This window comes from Caulobacter sp. KR2-114, from assembly GCF_049446115.1.
Lineage (GTDB): Bacteria > Pseudomonadota > Alphaproteobacteria > Caulobacterales > Caulobacteraceae > Acaudatibacter.
Window position 1 is genome coordinate 379,038 of record NZ_JBMSEC010000001.1, and the last position, 16,386, is coordinate 395,423.

The following is a 16,386-nucleotide window of genomic DNA, read 5'->3' on the forward strand; positions in this document are numbered from 1 at the left end:
CCATCTTTCCGTCCTGGCCGGTCCACGCCGTGCGCGCCTACACGGGACAGGCGCTCCGCATCTCCGTGGCGTTCAACCTCTCTGTTTGAAAGAGCGGCCAGGCGAGGGTCGCCAGGAGCCTTGACCAAGCTCAAGGCGAGCAAACGTCATCGTCGGCAAGGATGTTCGGCCGCCGGCCATGCCCGGGCGTGAAGTCGAGCCTGCGAATCCCGCTGGAGAGGAGACGAAGAGATGTGTCTCAGAGACACCACGGCAGAGAGCGGAGTCGCGAGACGTGCTGCGCGGCGCTACATTCCACCCTTTCCGGAGCGCCTTTGGAGCGGATCCAGGCGCCAGGATGAGGTCACGAAGCAGGGAGTAGGTTGTGGGATGAAGCGGTTCACATCATTCGCCCTGCCGTTCGTCTTCCTCTGCGCGGCCGGGCTCGGCGTCCTCTGCTCGGCGGGGGTCGGCGCGGCTGCTGAGGAATCCACGGTCCCCGCCGAGGTGCAGGCGGGACGCAAAGTGGCGCTCCAGGTCTGCGCAAGTTGTCATACCGTCTCGGCGGGGCCTCAGAGAAAACCCTATCTGAAGTCGCCAGCGACGAACTTCAGCGTGATCGCCAACAAGCCGGATACGACCGCCGCGTCGCTCCTGCGGTTTCTCAGTACGCGCCATCAGTCCATCACGAACTGGCGGGAGATGCCGGGCGTGAAGACGACGGATGCGCAGGATCGGGCGGTCGCCGACTACATCATGAGCCTCAGGAAGCCGGCGCGGACCCGAAGATAGGCAGGCTCACCGGGCGTCGGCGCAACGCCCTTGCGGCCGGGGCTTCGACCGCTCGGCGGCGGGCGCCTCAGGCCGCGTTTCGAGCGGTCGCGGCGGCGATCGCCCGGTTGCTGTATTGCGGGGCCCCGGTGACCTCGCGCCCGGCCCAGGCGGGCGGGCTGACGATCTGCCGAGGGTCGTCCAGTTCGACCTCGGCGATCACCATGCCCTCGGCGTCGCCGCGATAGACATCGACGATCCACGGCCGGCCATCGTGCTCAACATGATATCGGTCCTTCTCCACGATGGGGCCGACGCAGAGCTCGCCGAGCATGGCGTCGGCGTCGCTGGCGGGGATGGGGTATTCGAACTCCGTGCGAGCCGGCCCCTGCCGCGCGCCCTTGAGGGTCACGAACGCCGCGCCGCCGACCTTCCGGATACGGACGACGACGCCGGCGGCGTGGGTGACGTAGCCCTGCACGATGCGTTCGGGCTCCCCCGCCTGGGCGCGCCACGCCTCGCCCACGACCAGAAAGCGTCTCTCGACTTCGATGGCCACGGCGTCCGCTCCTTTCGCAGCCTGTCGCGCGCACGCTATCGCCCGGAAGACCGGGTCATGTTGCGGCAGATCAAAGGTCGGCGGCGAAACGGTCTCCATGGAAAGGCTCGGCCGTTGGCCACGCCCTGGCGCGACATCGGCAGGCCGAAACGGCGACGAGATGCGTCCTTCCCGAACCTTCTCGGGGAACCCTAACGGGGCATGCGCCAGATCAAGGCGCGGCGCTGACCCTCCGCCAATGTGCCGGACACCGTTGCGCGCGCGGGGCCTCAGCCATGACCGACACCGACAGCAAGATCGTCATCGTGGGCGGCGGAATCGCCGGCCTTTGCTCGGGGGTCTATGCCCTCCGATGCGGCTATGATGTCGAGATCGTGGAGATGCACGAGCGGCCGGGCGGGCTCGCCACCAGTTGGCGGCGCGGCGACTACACGTTCGAGACCTGCCTGCACTGGCTCCTGGGCTCCAGTCCCGGGGGGCGCATGCACGAGCACTGGCGCGAGGTGTTCGACATCGACCAGCTCCGCTTCGTGCGGCCCGCCGAATACGTGCGCCTGGAAGCCGAGGGCGGCGAACGCCTGGCCGTCTACACCGACCCCGACCGCCTGGAGGCGGAGCTGCTCAGGATTTCACCCGAGGACGAGGCGGAGAGCCGTCGCTTCGTCGCCGCCGTGCGCGCGTTTCGCGATCTCGAAATCCCCGAGCCGCCGGAGCGGCTGAGGGATTGGGTCGGCCTTATCGCCTCGCTGCCTCACCTGCCGGCCGTGCAGCACTGGATGGGGATCAGCCTCAAGGACTACGCCCAGCGCTTCCAGCATCCGCTGCTGAGGCGGTTCTTCACCGGCGGGGAGTCGACAAACCTCTCTGCGATCGCCGTCGTCCTCACCCTGGCCTGGATGGGACGGGGCGACGCCGACTATCCGGTCGGCGGCTCGCAGGCCGTGATCCGCGGGATCTCGGGCCAGTTCGAGCGCCTCGGCGGCCGGCTTCGGCTCGGCGCGCGCGTGGAGGAAATCCTGGCCGAGGGCGGGGTCGCCACGGGCGTCCGTCTCGCCGGAGGGGAGACGATCCAGGCCGACTGGGTGATCTCGGCCGCCGACGGCCACGCCACGATCTACGAGATGCTCAAGGGCCGCTTTCGCGACGACGCCGTGGACGAGACCTACCGGACGATGGAGCCGTTCGCCTCCTACCTCCAGGTCTCGCTCGGGGTGGCCTTGCCGCTTGCGGCCGAGCCCGGATACGTCACCCAGGTGCTCACCGCGCCGATCGAGATCGACCCAGGCACGCGGCTCGACCAGGTCTCGTTCCGTATCTTCAACTACGATCCCACCTTCGCCCCACCCGGCCACACGACGGTCACCACCACCCTGCCCTCGCGAAACTTCACCTACTGGACGCGCCTGAAGCGCGACGATCCTGCCGGCTACGAGGCCGAGAAGCGCCGCATCGCCGAGGCGGTGATCGCGGTGCTCGCCCGGCGCATTCCCGGCGTGGAGCGGGCGATCGAGGTGGTGGACATCTCCACGCCGGCGACGGTCATCCGCTACACCGGCAACTGGCAGGGGAGCATGGAGGGGTGGCTGATGACCCCGGCCACCGGACTGCGACAACTGCCGACCACCCTGCCGGGCCTGGACCGGTTCCTGATGGCCGGGCAATGGGTCGCCCCCGGCGGCGGACTTCCTGGCGGGCTGATGTCCGCCCGCGCGGCGGTGCGCGCCCTGTGCCACCGGGATCACCGGCCCTTCCTTCCCCACGACCGCGACGCAGCGTCGACCTCGACCTGAGCGGCCGGGCGGGTGAAGCCGCCGCCGCAGCCTCGCCGCTGCAGGCCGTTCCGGCTCGCGCAGTCGGACCGCTTCGCCGCGCGATGAAGCGCGAACCCTGCGGGTCCGGCGCAGATTTTGTTCGGGTCCGACGTCGATCCTGGCCGCTCTCGTCCGTCGAGGGAGATGACGGGTTAGTCTGGTGGCGAGGGCGCCGCCGCCCTGTCCGAGGGAGTTCGCGAGATGCGCTTCATGTTCATCGTCAAGTCCAGCCACCCCGCCGAGCCGACGCCGGCGCTGATGGAGGCCATGCATGCCCTGGCCCAGCGGGAGATCCAGGCCGGGCGGATGCTCGACGACGGCGGGTTGGCCCCGGTGGCGGCCGGTTGTGTCGTCGCCCTGGACAAGGGCGAGATGCGGGTGATCGACGGCCCGTTCGTCGAGGCCAAGGAGATGATCGGCGGCTACGCCATCTTCGACCTGCCGGGGCGGGACGAAGCGCTGGCCTCGGCGCGGGAGTTCATGCAGCTGCACAAGGACTTCATGCCCGGCTGGGACGGGACCTGCGAGGTCCGCGCCATCGCCGGGTCGATGACCAAGGGCGGCTGACGGCCATGGCGCGCAGCGACGTGCACGGGACGATCCTGGCCACCTGGCGGATCGAGCAGCCCCGGCTGATCGCCACCCTGGCGCGGATGCTGCGCGACGTGCCGCTGGCCGAGGAGCTGACCCAGGACGCCCTGGTCGCCGCCCTGGAGCGATGGCCCCGGGATGGCGCGCCGGAGCGTCCTGGCGCCTGGCTGATGGCGGCCGCCCGCCGCCGCGCGCTGGACCACATCCGGCGCGAGCCGATGCTGGCGCGCCGCCACGCCATGCTGGCCGCCAGCCTGCAGGCGGAACAGGCGCAGACCCCCGACCTGGCCGCCAGGCTCGACGACGACATCGGCGACGAGATGCTGCGCCTGATCTTCACGGCCTGCCACCCGCAGCTGCCGCGCTGGTCGCGGGCGGCGCTGGCGTTGCGGATGGTCTGCGGCCTGACCACCGAGGAGATCGCCCGCGCCTTCCTGATGGCGCCGGCCACTGTGGCGCAGCGCATCGTGCGGGCCAAGCGGCAGCTGTCGGAGGCCGGCCTCGCCTACGAGACCCCGCAGGGCCAGGAGCGCGACCGGCGGCTGCCGACGGTGCTGGACGTCGTCTACCTGATCTTCAACGAGGGCTACACGGCCGCCCGCGGCGACGACTGGATGCGTCCGCGGCTGTGCGACGAGGCCCGGCGCCTGGGCCGGGTGCTGACCGCCCTGGCCCCGTCTGAGCCGGAGGTGCAGGGCCTGATGGCCCTGATGGAGCTGAACGCCTCGCGCAGCGCCGCCCGCATCGACGCCGAGGGCGAGCCGATCCTGCTGATGGACCAGGACCGCCGGGCGTGGGATGCGCTGCAGATCCGGCGCGGCCTCGACGCCCTGGCGCGGGCGCAGGCTCTGGGCGGCGGCCAGGGCTTCTATGCGTTGCAGGCCGCGATCGTCGCCTGCCATGCCCGTGCGCGGACCCCCGAGGAGACCGACTGGCCGCAGATCGTGGACCTTTACGGCCAGCTCGCCGCCGTCTCGGGCTCGCCCGTCGTCGAGCTGAACCGCGCCATCGCCGTAGCCATGGTCGACGGCCCCGCCGCCGGCCTGGCGCTGGTCGAGGCCCTGGCCTCGGCGCCGGCGCTGAAGGACTACCACCTGCTGCCCAGCGTGCGCGGCGACCTGTTGCAGCGGCTGGGGCGGCTGGCGGAGGCCCGCGAGGCCTTCAGCCTGGCCGCCGCCCAGGCCGGCAACGCCCGCGAACGCGCCCTGCTGGACCGTCGCGCGGCGGCCTGCGCGCCCGATAGCCCGAGCCCACCCTAGCCAAAGGCCCCCACAGCGCCCATATACGGCAGGCGCCGTCGGCGCTTGCCGCCACCGAAGCGGTCGATTGCTCCCGACGCGACGCCTTTCGAGACCGATGATGGCCAAACGCCTTGTGGCGTCCACGCGGCGCGCGTCCAGCGCGCGTGCGGCGGCGATGGTCATCGTCCGGCTCGGACGGGAGCCACGCCCTTGACCCTTGCAAGTCCACAAGACGCCCTGCGCGAAAACGCCTACCTGCGCCAGCGGGTGGCCCAGCTGCAGGACGACGTCACCGCCATCACCGCCGAGGCCGAGCGCCTGCGCCAGATCGTCGAACGCCTGCACGGGCGCGCGCCGCAGGCGGCGCCGAACCCCCTGGGCGGCGGCCAATGAGCGACATGCGAAACCGCCAGGTCCGGGCCACGGAATACCGCCGCCTGGCGGATGTGGCCGGTGCGCTGGCCGAGGCCAGTCCCCTGGCGCACGTCCGCGAAAAGCATGCCCGCGCCGCCGCGAGCTGGGCCGCGCTGGCCCAGATCAGCGAACACGCGACCGAGGACCTGCGGCTGCGGACCGAACAGGCCCGTAGTCTCCTGCCATCCCACGAGGACACCCCATGCACAGCCTGAATTTCCCCGCCGGGGCCTCGATCCGCCTGACGGTCTCGGCGCGCCCCGACCGCGCGCTGCATCGCTGGAGCGTGCGCCTGTTCACCGCCGACGACGATGCCGGCGCCCTGCCCCGCGTGAGCTACGGCTCGCAGATCGGCGGCCGCGACTGCGAACAGCGCATCGACGTGCCGTTCCAGGACAAGGATTGTCGGATCGAGGTGACCTGCGGCCACGCCAAGGCCGGTGGCTGGCAGGACGACCAGGCGCGCATCGAAGACGATACGCCGAACCTGGTGGCGATCGCCTTCTCGGACGGCGGATCGCCGGCGAGCCGCAAGGACGACGTGCTGCTCAGCTTCGCCTTCGCCGCGGCGGCCGGCGTCGCGCTCGCGTGATCCCGAAGAGCCGATAGGCTTTCGCCTTTGGATGCGGACATCCAAAGGCGACGCGATCTAGCGGGTGCTTCGCTTGTCGTTGAGGCGCACCGCGGGGCCAGCGGACTGGGGCGCGCGGGTGGAGCGCGCGTCGTTGAGGTCGCGCCGGACCGGCGCGGAGCCTGCAGAGGGGTAGGTTTTCAAGCTGATGACCTTTCCGGTCGAACCCATGGCGTGGAAGCCCGCGCCCGGGACAAGGCCATCGTAGCACGTCCGCCGGTCGGCAGACGGTGAATTCGGATCACCCGTCCAGCGCCGCCGATATCGCCTTGAGGCCGCCTTCCAGGTCTTCGCGGGTCGGCCAGCCGTAGCCCAGCCTGAAGAAGCGGTCGGACATCTCGAACCAGTGTCCGGGACCGACATAGGCGCCGTGCACGTCCAGCAGGCGCTGGTGGAAGGCCTCAAGCCCGCCGGACGGCTCGGCGCGCAGGCGTGGGAAGCAGACCACGCCCCCGGACGGCTTCACCCACTCCAGGCGCTGCTCGGTGGACATCCAGTCCTCGATCAGGGCCAGGCGCGTGCGCATCTCCGACAGGATCGGCGGCAGGATGCGGCTGCGCTGCTCCAGCACCGCTTCGGCGACGTGCTCGTCCAGTACGCTGCCGCAGATGGCGATCTGTTCCTTGGCCGCCAGGAACAGGGTCTGCAGGGCCGGATCGGTGGTGATCAGCCAGCCGATGCGGATGCCGGGCACGCCATAGGCCTTCGACAGCGACGAGACGCTGATCACCTGTGGCCCCAGGCTGGCCGCCAGCGGCGGCGGCGGATCGAACGACAGGTCGCGGTAGGTCTCGTCCACCAGCAGCCGGCAGCCACGCGCCGCGGCCAGGTCGGCCAGCCGGCGAAGCTCGGCCTCGCCCAGCATCACCCCGGTGGGATTGTGCGGATTGGTGACGCTGATCAGCCGGGTGTTCGGCCTGATCGCCGCCGCCACGCGGTCGACGTCCACGCGAAAGCCGTCCTCGAAGGCCAGGTCGACGAAGCTGATCTCGCAGCCGATCGCCCGCGGCGTCTCCAGGTTGGTGGCGTAGTTGGGCCGGATCACCACCAGGTGGTCGCCCGCGCCCAGCAGGGCCGTGGCGATGATGAACAGCGCCCCCGCCGCCCCGCCGGTCACCAGCACGTCGTCCGCGGTCAGGCCCGGTCCGTCGGCGGCGATCAGCTCGCGCAGCCGCGTCGCGCCGCGGTGTTCGGTATAGAGCAGGGTCAGGTCCGGGAAGGTGATCCCCAACTCGGACAGCCGGCGGTCGGCGACCGAGCTCTCCGACAGGTTCCAGCGGATGCGGGCGTAGCCGTACTCCTCGGGCGACTCCACCTCGATCGGCATCCGGACATAGCGCAAGGCGGCCTCCCCCTCTCCAGCAACAGGCGGCCATAGTGGCGGGGTGCGCGCCGCCCCGCCAGCCCGCACGGCAGGCGCCGCCCGCTATTGCCGCGGCTGGCCGTCGGGACGGGCGGTGTTTGCGGCCTCTTCGCTCTCATGCTCCAGGAACGAGCGGCGCTCGGCGCGGTCGGCGACCACGTTGGGATAGCCGATCTCGATGTCGGCGGCGTCGTAGGCCTGCTTCAGGCGGCGGTTCAGCTCGCGCCCCACCCGCCACTGTTCGCCGGGAAAGGTCTTGAACCGCGCCTTGAGCACCATGCCCGCGTCGGTGAACTCGTCGATGCCGACGATCTCCAGCGGCTCGAGGATCACCTGGGCGAAGGCCTCCTCGGCCTGCATCTGCGCGCCGACCTTCTTCATCACCGCCATGGCCCGGTCGATGTCGGCCAGATAGCTGATCCTCGGCTGCACCACGGCGAAGGAGAACGACTTGGTGCGATTATGGATCACCTGCGCCTCGCTGTAGGGAAAGACGTGCAGGGTGCCGTCGAAGTCGCGCAGGCGGATGGTGCGCAGGCTCATCGCCTCCACCCGGCCGGTAAAATTGCCGATCTTCACGTTGTCGCCCACCGAGACGATGTCCTCGATGATCAGGAACAGGCCGGTCAGGAAGTCCTTGACCAGGGTCTGGGCGCCGAAGCCCAGGGCGACGCCGACCACGCCGGCGCCGGCCAGCAGCGGCCCGATCTTGACCCCGAGTTCGGACAGCACGGTCAGGCCGACGAAGATCAGCAGCACGCCCTGCACCAGGCCGCGAATGATCGGCGACAGGGTGCGGAACTGCGCCGCGCGGCGGCGGTCGGCCGTGCGCACTTCCAGCCCGTGGAACAGACGGCTGATCAGGTGGTTGGAAAGCTCGACCGCCCCGGCCCCGGCCAGGATCAGCACCACGATCCGGGTCGCCGTGGCGCCCAGCCGGCCCGACAGCCATTCCAGGGGCTGGAAGCCCCACGCCTCCAGCACCAGCACCGCCGCGCCGACGACGATCACCAGCTTGATGATGCTCCAGGTGGCGGCGGCGACCTTGGATGTGCGCGGCATGTCCGCGGACGGCGTCAGCCCGCGGGCCGCCAGCCGTTCGGCGCCGCGGCGCAGCAGCCAGCCCAGGCCATAGATCAGCCCCACCGCGCACAGCACGATCAGCACCGACAGGCCGGCATTGATCGCCGCTTCGCGCGGGTCGAGGTGCAGGGCGTCCGAGGTCAGAGCCCGCACCGCGTGGATGATCTTTTCCCCGGCCGAATGCTGCTGGGCGACCGGAAGGGCGGCGTTTGGCGCCGCGCTGGCGGCGGCTGCGACAGTGGTCGCCAAGAGATCCTCGCTGGGTTGCGCACAGGCGCCCCGCCCCTAGCGGCTAAAAACGGCAAGGCTGCGGCCAAGTTCCGCCATCAAGCCCTCTCCCCGCCCGCGGGGAGAGGGTCACTGCAGGTGGGCTATGGTGCGGTGGCTCACGCCGCCGGCGGCTTGGGCGGATAGCCTTCGGCGTAGCGCGGCAGGTCGTCGGTCCCGACGTCCCAGGCCGCCTGATGGCTGACCCAGATGTGGCGCACCGGCATGGCGTCCAGCCCCTCGTCCACGCTGCCGATGCGCAGGATCACCTGATCCAGCTTCACCCACTCGGCCATCATGTGCGTGCCGCACAGGCCACAGAAATGGCGCAGCTTGCCGGGCGTGGATTCGAAACTGCGCAGCGCCTGTTCTCCACGGGTCCAGCGGAAGTCCTCGCGCATCACCCGCGCCGTGGTGGCGAAGGCGGCGGCGTGGGCCTTCTGGCAGGTGCGGCAGTGGCAGTGCCCCGGTTCGCCGGACAGGGCGCGGGCCTCGTAGGCGATCGTCCCGCAAAGGCAGCCGCCGCGGATCACGCGCGCGCGTCGGCCAGGGCCGCCGCCTCCCACTCCAGGAACTCCGGCAGCTGCAGCAGGCGCTCGCAGTAGGCCCCCGCCGGACCTGGATCGCCATAGTCGGACAGGTGCACGCCGTAGCTGCGGAAGCGCGTGGCGACCGGCGCGTAGAAGGCGTCGGCGATCGACCACTCGCCCAGCAGGTACGGACCGCCGAAGCGGCCGAGCAGGTCGTTCCAAAGCTGGCTGATGCGGCGGATGTTGCCCTGGGTCGCCTCGGAGAGCTCGGCCACGGTCTTCAGCGACAGGTCCATCGGGCATTCGCCGCGCAGCGAGGTGAAGCCGCCGTGCATTTCCGCCGCGGCCGCGCGGCCCAGCGCCCGGGCGACCGGATCGGCGGGCCACAGCTTCGCCTGCGGGGCCTTGTCGGCCAGGTATTCGCAGATCGCCAGGCTGTCCCAGATGGTCACCGCGCCATCGCGCAGCACCGGGATCTGGCCGGTGGGCGAGCCGGCGGCGCGCGCCTTGTCGCCGGTGTCCTCCCGGCGCAGGCGGATCAGCGTCTCGGTGAACGGCTGGCCGGTGCGCTTCAGCGCCAGCCAGGGCCGCAGCGACCACGAGGACCACAGCTTGTCGCCGATCAGCAGTTCCATTGCCCAAGGCTCCCTGTTGGTTGCGTTGCGCCAGCCGCCGTCGGCCGGGCCGCGAGACGCGGGTCTAGTCCCTGCGCAACGCGTAGAGAAGGGTCCGGCGCCGCACGAGGCCGCCTTTGCCCGCCGATCGCCTGCACGCCGGCGCGTGGCGCAAGCCCGCCCCTGGCGCACCCGCGCGAAGCCTGCCAAGACTGGCGGCAACCATAAAGTCCCCGGGGAGAGGCCAGTTCATGACCGACGCCGCCGCGCCGGCCGCGGCCAAGCCGCTGTTTTCCAACGCCTACAAGACGCTGGTGCTGGGCCTGCTGGTCAGCGCCTACACCTTCAACTTCATCGACCGGACGATCATCTCGACGATCGCGCCCAAGATCCGCGAGGACCTTGGCCTGACCAGCGCCCAGCTGGGCCTGCTGGGAGGCCTGTATTTTGCCCTGCTCTACACCCTGCTGGGCATCCCGATCGCCAGGCTGGCCGAGCGCTTCAACCGGGTGTGGATCATCTCCATCGCCCTGGTGATCTGGTCCGGCTTCACCGCCCTGTGCGGCACGGCCGCCAACTTCGCCACCCTGGCCGCCTACCGATTCGGCGTCGGCGTCGGCGAGGCCGGCTGTTCGCCGCCGTCGCACTCGCTGATCTCCGACTATTTCGAGCCCAAGAAGCGCGCCACCGCCCTGTCGATCTATTCGTTCGGCATCCCGCTCGGCACGATGATCGGCGCCGTGGCCGGCGGCTGGCTGGCGCAGAACTTCAGCTGGCGGATCGCCTTCGTGCTCGTCGGCCTGCCCGGCATCCTGCTGGCCGTGGCCGTGAAGCTGCTGATGAAGGAGCCGCCGCGCGGCCACTCCGACATGATCGAGGCCGCCGTCTCCCCTGAGGACCTTACCGCCCCGCCCGAGCCCGCCGCCTCCCTCGGCCAGGAGCTGAAGGAGCTGGGCGCCGTGGCCAAGGCGCTGTTCGGCAAGTGGCCGGTGCTCAACATGGTGCTGGGCGTGACGATCGCCTCGTTCGGCTCGTACGGTGGCGGCGCCTTCGTGCCGCAGTACTTCAACGCCGCCTTCGGCCTGAACCTGGCGCAGGTCGGGCTGATCACCGGCCTGGTCGGCGGCTTTTCCTCGGGGCTGGGCACCCTGGCGGGCGGCTTCGTCAGCGACCGGCTCTCGCGGGTCAGCCCGCGCTGGTATTCCCTGACCCCGGCGATCGGCCTGGCCATCGCCACGCCGATCTACATCGCCGCCTACACCCAGCCCACCTGGCAGAGCGCCGCCCTGATCCTGCTGGTCCCTGGGATCTTCCACTACACCTACCTCGGCCCGACGTTCGGGGTGGTGCAGAACATGGTGGAGACGCGCCGGCGGGCGACGGCCACGGCGCTGCTGTTCTTCTTCCTCAACCTGATCGCGCTTGGCGGCGGTCCGCCCTTCATCGGCTGGCTGATCGACCAGCTGGCGCAGTTCAACTTCGCGCACGGCGGCGGACAAGGCGCCTGGGCCTCGCTGACCGGCCTGGTCGCCCCGGCGCAGGCGGGCGGCGACTTCACCCACGCCTGCCCGGGCGGCGTCGCGCCCAAGGGCGCCGATCCGGCGCTGAAGGCGCTGTGCCTGCACACCCTGGCCAATTCCTCGCGCCAGGGCGTGGTGGTCAGCATCTTCTTCTACGCCTGGGCCGCCTTCCACTACCTGCTGGGCTCGTTCGGCCTGGTGAAGGCGCTGGCCGAGGCGCGGGCCGCCCGGGGCGAGGCCGCCTGAGGCCTGGGAACGGGCTTCGGGGGGCCGCGGCTAGTTCGCCGGCCCCTCGGCCACCCACTCCGTCTGCGGAAGGCGCCAGTAGACGCCGTCCTCGCGGGCCATCATGCGGTAGCCGATCAGCTCGCGGCGCAGGGTGGCGCTGTCCCAGTGGCGCAGCTGGATCAGGGCGTTGACCTCGTGCTCGGGATAGCGGCGGTCCTCGTCGAACTGCCGCGCCAGCCAGGCCAGGATCACCCAGCGCTTGCGGCGACTGGCGGGCATGTGGGTCAGCGTGCCGTCGGGGCGGACGAAGGCGGCCATCACCTTGTCCTCCCAGCTGGGCTTCGGCCCGGCCAGGGCGGCCACCGCCTGGTCGACGAACAGGCCCCGGCTGATGTCGGTCAGACCCTCCGGCTTCAGCGCATGCCAGTGGGTGACGCCCTCGGCCCGCGCCGTGACCAGGCCGATGCCCTTCAGCACGGCCAGGTGGTGCGAGACCGTCGGCTCCTTCAGCTCCAGCAGCTCAGCCAGCTCCTGCACGCTGCGCTCACGTTCGGCCAGCAGGCCGACGATGCGCAGGCGGCTCTCGTTGGCCATCGCCTTGAAGAACGACAACAGGGTCTGGACGTCGGCTTCGGGCATGGCGCCATTCCTTCGACACATATCTAATTAGACAGATATCGAAGTATGAGGTCCGAAACAAGCGCCTCCGTGACGGAGGCGCCGTATCGAGGTCGCAGCCGCTTGAAGCGCGGAACGCCCGGCGTCAGGCGCCGGACTTCACCTGCTCGCGGGCGACGGCCAGCAGTTCGTCCATCTTGGCGCGAACCTCGCCCTCGTTCACGGACAGGCCGGCGCCGGCGAGATCCTTGCTCACCTTGCGCAGCACGTCCTCGTCGCCCGGCTGTTCGAAGTCGGACTTCACCACGGCCTGGGCATAGTCGTGGGCGTTCTCGAGGCCCATCAGCCCGGCCGCCCATTCGCCCAGCAGGCGGTTGCGGCGGGCAGTCGCGCGGAACTCGAGCTCCTGGTCGTTGGCGAACTTGCGTTCGAAGCCCTTCTCGCGCTCGTCGAAGGTGGTCATGAGAGTCCTAGTCGGCGTTTGGAGCGGCGGTGAATATCGCGCGCCGGCCCGGCCCGCAATCGTTCCCGCAGCGAAGTTTACTCCACCGCGTGGAAATGCGTGAAGTCGATGATACGCCGACCGCTCGCGTCGCGGCCGAAAATATCGACGAGACGCCGGCCCCAGACGATTTCGTGGGGTACGTAGGAGGCCCGGGCGTGGATGGTGGAGGCGAAGGTCTCGTCCAGGCCGCGCATGATCACCACGATCTCCGCGGCCTTGGCGGCCAGGGACTCGGCGGTCTCGCCATAGAGCGGACTGTCCTCGTCTATGCGGTGCATCACCTGCCAGGACAGGATGAACAGCGGCGTGCGGGCGCGGATGGTCTTCAGATCCTGGAAGCTGCGCAGGCGATGACCTTCGGCGGTGATCCGGTCCATCACCACCGAGACGGTGACCTCGGCCTCCAGGATGCGGTTCCTGCGACGGTTTGCCGCCCGGAACATCAGGGTGGGAATCCCGTCCAGCTCGGTGACCACGGCCACGTCGGAAAACATGATCCGCGCTGTCGGGCGCGAGACGCGGGCGAACATCAGCCCGGTGGCGATGGCCAGCTGGAACAGGCCGACGAAGATCTCCACCGTGACCAGCAGGTTGCAGTACAGGCTGCGCGGCGCGATCGCCCCGTAGCCCAGGGTGCCCAGCGTCTGCACCGAGAAGAAGAAGTCGTCGGCGAAGCTGCCTGGCCGCGCCCCCTGCAAGCCGCCCGGATCCAGATGGTAGAGCGAGGCGAACAGCAGGTTCACCGCCAGGAAGGCGCCCCCCATCACCCCGATGAAGGCGGCCACCGGCATGGTCAGCAGGGCGTGGTAGGTGTCGCGCCAGCCCTGGGTGTCCAGTCCGCGGTACACGATGGCGGACGAGGCGGCGGCGTCCATTCTCGCGACGACGGGAAGCGACGGTGTCTCGCTGTCGTCCTGCGACATGCCTTGGCCGCCCCGAATCCCGTTCTGCGAAAGCCGCCTCATGTTTGCGCGTACGGTCCCTTTCCGCTACCCTTGACCCGCCTTGAAGTAGCAAGACGCGACCCCGAGTCGGAACCCGCGCGCTGGATGCCGATCCGCGCGCGCTTTCATTTCCGAAGGCGCCGTCCTGCTGGAGGAAGGCAGATGATGACCCGCCGCAAGAAGATCTACGAAGGCAAGGCCAAGATATTGTACGAGGGGCCCGAGCCCGGCACCCTGATCCAGTACTTCAAGGACGACACCACCGCCTTCGACGCCACCAAGAAGGCCGTGCTGGAAGGCAAGGGCGTCATCAACAACCGCATCAGCGAGCACGTGATGACCCGGCTGAACGCCATCGGCGTGCAGAACCACTTCATCAAGCGCCTGAACCTGCGCGAACAGCTGATCAAGGAAGTCGAGATCGTCCCGCTGGAGGTGGTGTGCCGCAACATCGCCGCCGGCTCGCTCAGCAAGCGCTTCGGCCTGCCGGAAGGCCAGGCCCTGCCGCGCTCGATCATCGAATTCTACTTCAAGGACGACAAGCTGCACGACCCGATGGTGGCCGAGGAGCACATCACCGCGTTCAACTGGGCCTCGACCCAGGAGATCGACGACATGATGGCCATGACCCTGCGGGTGAACGACTATCTGTCGGGGATGTTCGGCGCGGTCGGCATCACCCTGGTCGACTTCAAGGTCGAGTACGGTCGCATCTGGGAGAACGACTTCTCGCGCATCATCCTGGCCGACGAGATCAGCCCGGACAGCTGCCGCCTGTGGGATTCGGCGACCAACGAGAAGCTGGACAAGGACCGCTTCCGCCGCGATCTGGGCAACGTCATCGAAAGCTACACCGAGGTCGCGCGGCGGCTGGGCATCATGAAGGAGATGCCGACGGTGATCCAAGGGGGTATCCATTGAGCGGCGTAAAGGCCAAGGTCCACGTATTCCTCAAGCCCGGCGTCCTGGACGTGCAGGGCAAGGCGGTCGAGAACGCCCTGCACGGGCTGGGCTGGCCGGATGTCGGCAATGTGCGCGTCGGCCGGCTGATCGAGTTCGACCTGCCCGGCGGCGACCGCGCCGCCGCTGAGGCCGAGGTCAAGGCGATGTGCGACAAGCTGCTGGCCAACCCGGTGATCGAAGGCTATCGCGTGGAGGTCGCGTGACCGTCTGGCGGGTCGCCCAGGTCAATGTCGCCAAACTCATTGCGCCTTTGGACCACCCGCGGATCGACTCGTTCCGCACCGCCCTGGACCACATCAACCAGCTGGGCGAGGCTCAACCGGGATTCATCTGGCGGGCCAAGGGCGCAGGCTTCGACGCCACCGACTGCCGCGTGTTCGACGACCCCGACGTGCTGATCAACGCCACCGTCTGGGAGAGCGTCGAGCATCTCGCCGCCTTCGCCTACCGCACCGAGCACCGCGATTTCGTGCGCCGGCGCCTGGAGTGGTTCGAGCAGCCCACCGAGGCCTTCCAGGCCATCTGGTGGGTTCCGGATGGCCAGATCCCGACCCTGGACGACTGCGTCGAGCGCCTGTTGCACATCCGCCGGCACGGCCCCACGCCCTTCGCCTTCGACTTCCGCACCCGCTTCCCCGCCCCCACCGAAACGCCTGAAGAGGTCCCCGCCCGATGAAAGCCGCCGTCGTCGTCTTCCCCGGCTCCAACTGCGACCGCGACTGCAAGGTGGCGATCGAGCGCTCCACCGGCGCGGCGGTCGACATGGTCTGGCACGGCGACAGCGCGCTGCCGGATGGGCTGGACCTGATCGTTCTGCCGGGCGGCTTTTCCTACGGCGACTACCTGCGCTGCGGGGCCATGGCGGCCCTGTCGCCGGTGATGGGCGCGGTCAAGGCGGCCGCCGAGCGCGGCGTCGCCGTGGTGGGCATCTGCAATGGCTTCCAGGTGCTGTGCGAGGCGCACATGCTGCCGGGCGCGCTCCTGCGCAACGCGGGCCTGAAGTATGTCTGCAAGGCGGTCGACCTCGACATCGTCAACCAGCAGACCCGCTTCACCTCCGCCTACCGCCAGCGCGACGCGCGCATGACCATCGGCAACGGCGAAGGCGCCTATTTCGCCGACGAGGACACCCTCGACCGCCTCGAGGGCGAGGGCCAGGTGGTGTTCCGCTACAAGGCCAACCCCAACGGCTCGTCCCGCGACATCGCCGGCATCGTCAACGGCGCCGGCAACGTGCTGGGCATCATGCCCCACCCCGACCGGGCGTTCGAGATCGAACTCGGCTCGGCCGACGGCGCGATCCTGTTCCAGAGCGTGCTGGCCAGCGCCTAGGCTCGCACTCCGCTGGAGCCCCCTTCCCCCGCTTCGCGGGGACTTCCCCCAGCGGGGGAAGAGAACGGAGGTGCGAGCTGAAGCGCTGGTTCTCTTCCCCCCTTGGGGGAAGTACGGCCGAAGGCCGGGATGGGGGCCGGCCCCTCAACGACGAAGGGCCGGCGAACCAACGCCGGCCCCTGATGTCATTTCCGCGATGTCTGGGGCGCCGGGCTAGCGGCGATCATCCCGTCTGGACTGGTCGCCCTGCTGCGGGGCCCTCTGGCCCGGCTGGCCGGTCTGCTGCTGGTGCTGCTGGCCGGGAGCCTGACGTTGCGGGTTCGCCTGTTGCTGAGGCGGCTTCTTGTCAGACTGGTTGCCCATGTCTCCGCTCCGTTTGGCGACGCCGAAAGGTGGCGACATCGGTTCAACCCGTGGGCGGA

At 69.7% G+C, this 16,386-nt stretch carries 22 protein-coding genes; 13 read left to right on the forward strand and 9 right to left on the reverse strand.

Annotated features, from left to right (window positions below):
- Positions 1 to 2 precede the first annotated feature (2 nt).
- Together ACO2Q3_RS01560 and ACO2Q3_RS01565 are read left to right on the forward strand one after the other, a co-directional pair.
- A complete protein-coding gene (locus tag ACO2Q3_RS01560; RefSeq protein ID WP_423305643.1) occupies positions 3 to 89 on the forward strand; it encodes a putative 2OG-Fe(II) oxygenase in 87 nt (28 codons plus the stop codon).
- Between the two features lie 280 nt (positions 90 to 369).
- On the forward strand, positions 370 to 771 hold the full coding sequence (locus tag ACO2Q3_RS01565; RefSeq protein WP_423304616.1) for a c-type cytochrome: 402 nt from the start codon (positions 370 to 372) through the stop codon (positions 769 to 771).
- Positions 772 to 838: 67 nt separating this feature from the next.
- Here the strand turns inward: ACO2Q3_RS01565 and ACO2Q3_RS01570 are convergent, their stop codons facing one another.
- Complete coding sequence (locus ACO2Q3_RS01570; RefSeq protein WP_423304617.1) at positions 839 to 1,309, reverse strand: CYTH domain-containing protein; 471 nt, start codon at positions 1,307 to 1,309, stop codon at positions 839 to 841.
- Positions 1,310 to 1,584: 275 nt separating this feature from the next.
- Between ACO2Q3_RS01570 and ACO2Q3_RS01575 the strand changes: the two genes are divergently transcribed.
- From ACO2Q3_RS01575 to ACO2Q3_RS01600, 6 genes are all read left to right on the forward strand, one after another.
- Positions 1,585 to 3,099, forward strand: coding sequence for a phytoene desaturase family protein (locus tag ACO2Q3_RS01575; RefSeq protein ID WP_423304619.1), 1,515 nt, complete (start codon positions 1,585 to 1,587; stop codon positions 3,097 to 3,099).
- 222 nt (positions 3,100 to 3,321) lie between these two features.
- A complete protein-coding gene (locus ACO2Q3_RS01580) occupies positions 3,322 to 3,687 on the forward strand; it encodes a YciI family protein (RefSeq protein ID WP_423304620.1) in 366 nt (121 codons plus the stop codon).
- 5 nt (positions 3,688 to 3,692) lie between these two features.
- Positions 3,693 to 4,970, forward strand: a complete 1,278-nt coding sequence (locus tag ACO2Q3_RS01585; protein WP_423304621.1) for an RNA polymerase sigma factor — start codon at positions 3,693 to 3,695, stop codon at positions 4,968 to 4,970.
- A 192-nt stretch (positions 4,971 to 5,162) separates the two neighbouring features.
- Entirely contained in the window at positions 5,163 to 5,345 is a 183-nt protein-coding gene (locus ACO2Q3_RS01590) for a hypothetical protein (protein WP_423304622.1), read from the forward strand.
- Positions 5,342 to 5,581: a hypothetical protein gene (locus tag ACO2Q3_RS01595; RefSeq protein ID WP_423304624.1), complete on the forward strand. Its 240-nt coding sequence runs from the start codon at positions 5,342 to 5,344 to the stop codon at positions 5,579 to 5,581. Before ACO2Q3_RS01590 ends, ACO2Q3_RS01595 begins: the two co-directional genes overlap by 4 nt.
- On the forward strand, positions 5,569 to 5,958 hold the full coding sequence (locus ACO2Q3_RS01600) for a hypothetical protein (protein ID WP_423304625.1): 390 nt from the start codon (positions 5,569 to 5,571) through the stop codon (positions 5,956 to 5,958). Before ACO2Q3_RS01595 ends, ACO2Q3_RS01600 begins: the two co-directional genes overlap by 13 nt.
- A 280-nt stretch (positions 5,959 to 6,238) precedes the next feature.
- Here the strand turns inward: ACO2Q3_RS01600 and ACO2Q3_RS01605 are convergent, their stop codons facing one another.
- The 4 genes from ACO2Q3_RS01605 to ACO2Q3_RS01620 form a co-directional block, all read right to left on the reverse strand.
- Complete coding sequence (locus tag ACO2Q3_RS01605; protein ID WP_423304626.1) at positions 6,239 to 7,339, reverse strand: pyridoxal phosphate-dependent aminotransferase; 1,101 nt, start codon at positions 7,337 to 7,339, stop codon at positions 6,239 to 6,241.
- 84 nt (positions 7,340 to 7,423) lie between these two features.
- The gene (locus ACO2Q3_RS01610; protein ID WP_423304627.1) at positions 7,424 to 8,692 is read right to left on the reverse strand and encodes a mechanosensitive ion channel family protein; all 1,269 of its coding nucleotides are present in this window, start codon (positions 8,690 to 8,692) and stop codon (positions 7,424 to 7,426) included.
- A gap of 137 nt (positions 8,693 to 8,829) precedes the next feature.
- A complete protein-coding gene (locus tag ACO2Q3_RS01615) occupies positions 8,830 to 9,243 on the reverse strand; it encodes a GFA family protein (protein WP_423304628.1) in 414 nt (137 codons plus the stop codon).
- Positions 9,240 to 9,875 carry a glutathione S-transferase family protein gene (locus tag ACO2Q3_RS01620; protein WP_423304629.1) on the reverse strand — a complete coding sequence of 212 codons (636 nt, stop codon included), beginning with the start codon at positions 9,873 to 9,875 and terminating at the stop codon, positions 9,240 to 9,242. The genes ACO2Q3_RS01615 and ACO2Q3_RS01620 overlap by 4 nt, the downstream gene beginning before the upstream one ends.
- 230 nt (positions 9,876 to 10,105) lie before the next feature.
- Here ACO2Q3_RS01620 and ACO2Q3_RS01625 point away from each other — a divergent pair, with 230 nt between their 5' ends.
- Positions 10,106 to 11,620, forward strand: a complete 1,515-nt coding sequence (locus tag ACO2Q3_RS01625) for a spinster family MFS transporter (RefSeq protein WP_423304631.1) — start codon at positions 10,106 to 10,108, stop codon at positions 11,618 to 11,620.
- A 30-nt stretch (positions 11,621 to 11,650) separates the two neighbouring features.
- Here the strand turns inward: ACO2Q3_RS01625 and ACO2Q3_RS01630 are convergent, their stop codons facing one another.
- From ACO2Q3_RS01630 to ACO2Q3_RS01640, 3 genes are all read right to left on the reverse strand, one after another.
- Positions 11,651 to 12,241 carry a metalloregulator ArsR/SmtB family transcription factor gene (locus ACO2Q3_RS01630; RefSeq protein WP_423304632.1) on the reverse strand — a complete coding sequence of 197 codons (591 nt, stop codon included), beginning with the start codon at positions 12,239 to 12,241 and terminating at the stop codon, positions 11,651 to 11,653.
- A gap of 124 nt (positions 12,242 to 12,365) precedes the next feature.
- Positions 12,366 to 12,683 carry a DUF1476 domain-containing protein gene (locus tag ACO2Q3_RS01635; protein ID WP_423304633.1) on the reverse strand — a complete coding sequence of 106 codons (318 nt, stop codon included), beginning with the start codon at positions 12,681 to 12,683 and terminating at the stop codon, positions 12,366 to 12,368.
- Positions 12,684 to 12,760: 77 nt separating this feature from the next.
- Positions 12,761 to 13,648 (reverse strand): ion channel, encoded by an 888-nt coding sequence (locus tag ACO2Q3_RS01640; protein ID WP_423304634.1) that lies wholly within the window; start codon positions 13,646 to 13,648, stop codon positions 12,761 to 12,763.
- 183 nt (positions 13,649 to 13,831) lie between these two features.
- Between ACO2Q3_RS01640 and purC the strand changes: the two genes are divergently transcribed.
- From purC to purQ, 4 genes are read left to right on the forward strand one after another with little or no spacing between them, the layout of a single operon-like run.
- A complete protein-coding gene (gene purC, locus ACO2Q3_RS01645) occupies positions 13,832 to 14,590 on the forward strand; it encodes a phosphoribosylaminoimidazolesuccinocarboxamide synthase (RefSeq protein WP_423304635.1) in 759 nt (252 codons plus the stop codon).
- On the forward strand, positions 14,587 to 14,835 hold the full coding sequence (purS, locus tag ACO2Q3_RS01650; protein ID WP_423304636.1) for a phosphoribosylformylglycinamidine synthase subunit PurS: 249 nt from the start codon (positions 14,587 to 14,589) through the stop codon (positions 14,833 to 14,835). The genes purC and purS overlap by 4 nt, the downstream gene beginning before the upstream one ends.
- A complete protein-coding gene (locus ACO2Q3_RS01655; protein ID WP_423304637.1) occupies positions 14,832 to 15,308 on the forward strand; it encodes a DUF3291 domain-containing protein in 477 nt (158 codons plus the stop codon). Before purS ends, ACO2Q3_RS01655 begins: the two co-directional genes overlap by 4 nt.
- On the forward strand, positions 15,305 to 15,964 hold the full coding sequence (purQ, locus tag ACO2Q3_RS01660; protein ID WP_423304638.1) for a phosphoribosylformylglycinamidine synthase subunit PurQ: 660 nt from the start codon (positions 15,305 to 15,307) through the stop codon (positions 15,962 to 15,964). The genes ACO2Q3_RS01655 and purQ overlap by 4 nt, the downstream gene beginning before the upstream one ends.
- A gap of 213 nt (positions 15,965 to 16,177) precedes the next feature.
- On the opposite strand, the gene ACO2Q3_RS01665 is transcribed toward purQ, so the two are convergent.
- The gene (locus tag ACO2Q3_RS01665) at positions 16,178 to 16,327 is read right to left on the reverse strand and encodes a hypothetical protein (protein WP_423304639.1); all 150 of its coding nucleotides are present in this window, start codon (positions 16,325 to 16,327) and stop codon (positions 16,178 to 16,180) included.
- Between the last annotated feature and the right edge of the window lie 59 nt (positions 16,328 to 16,386).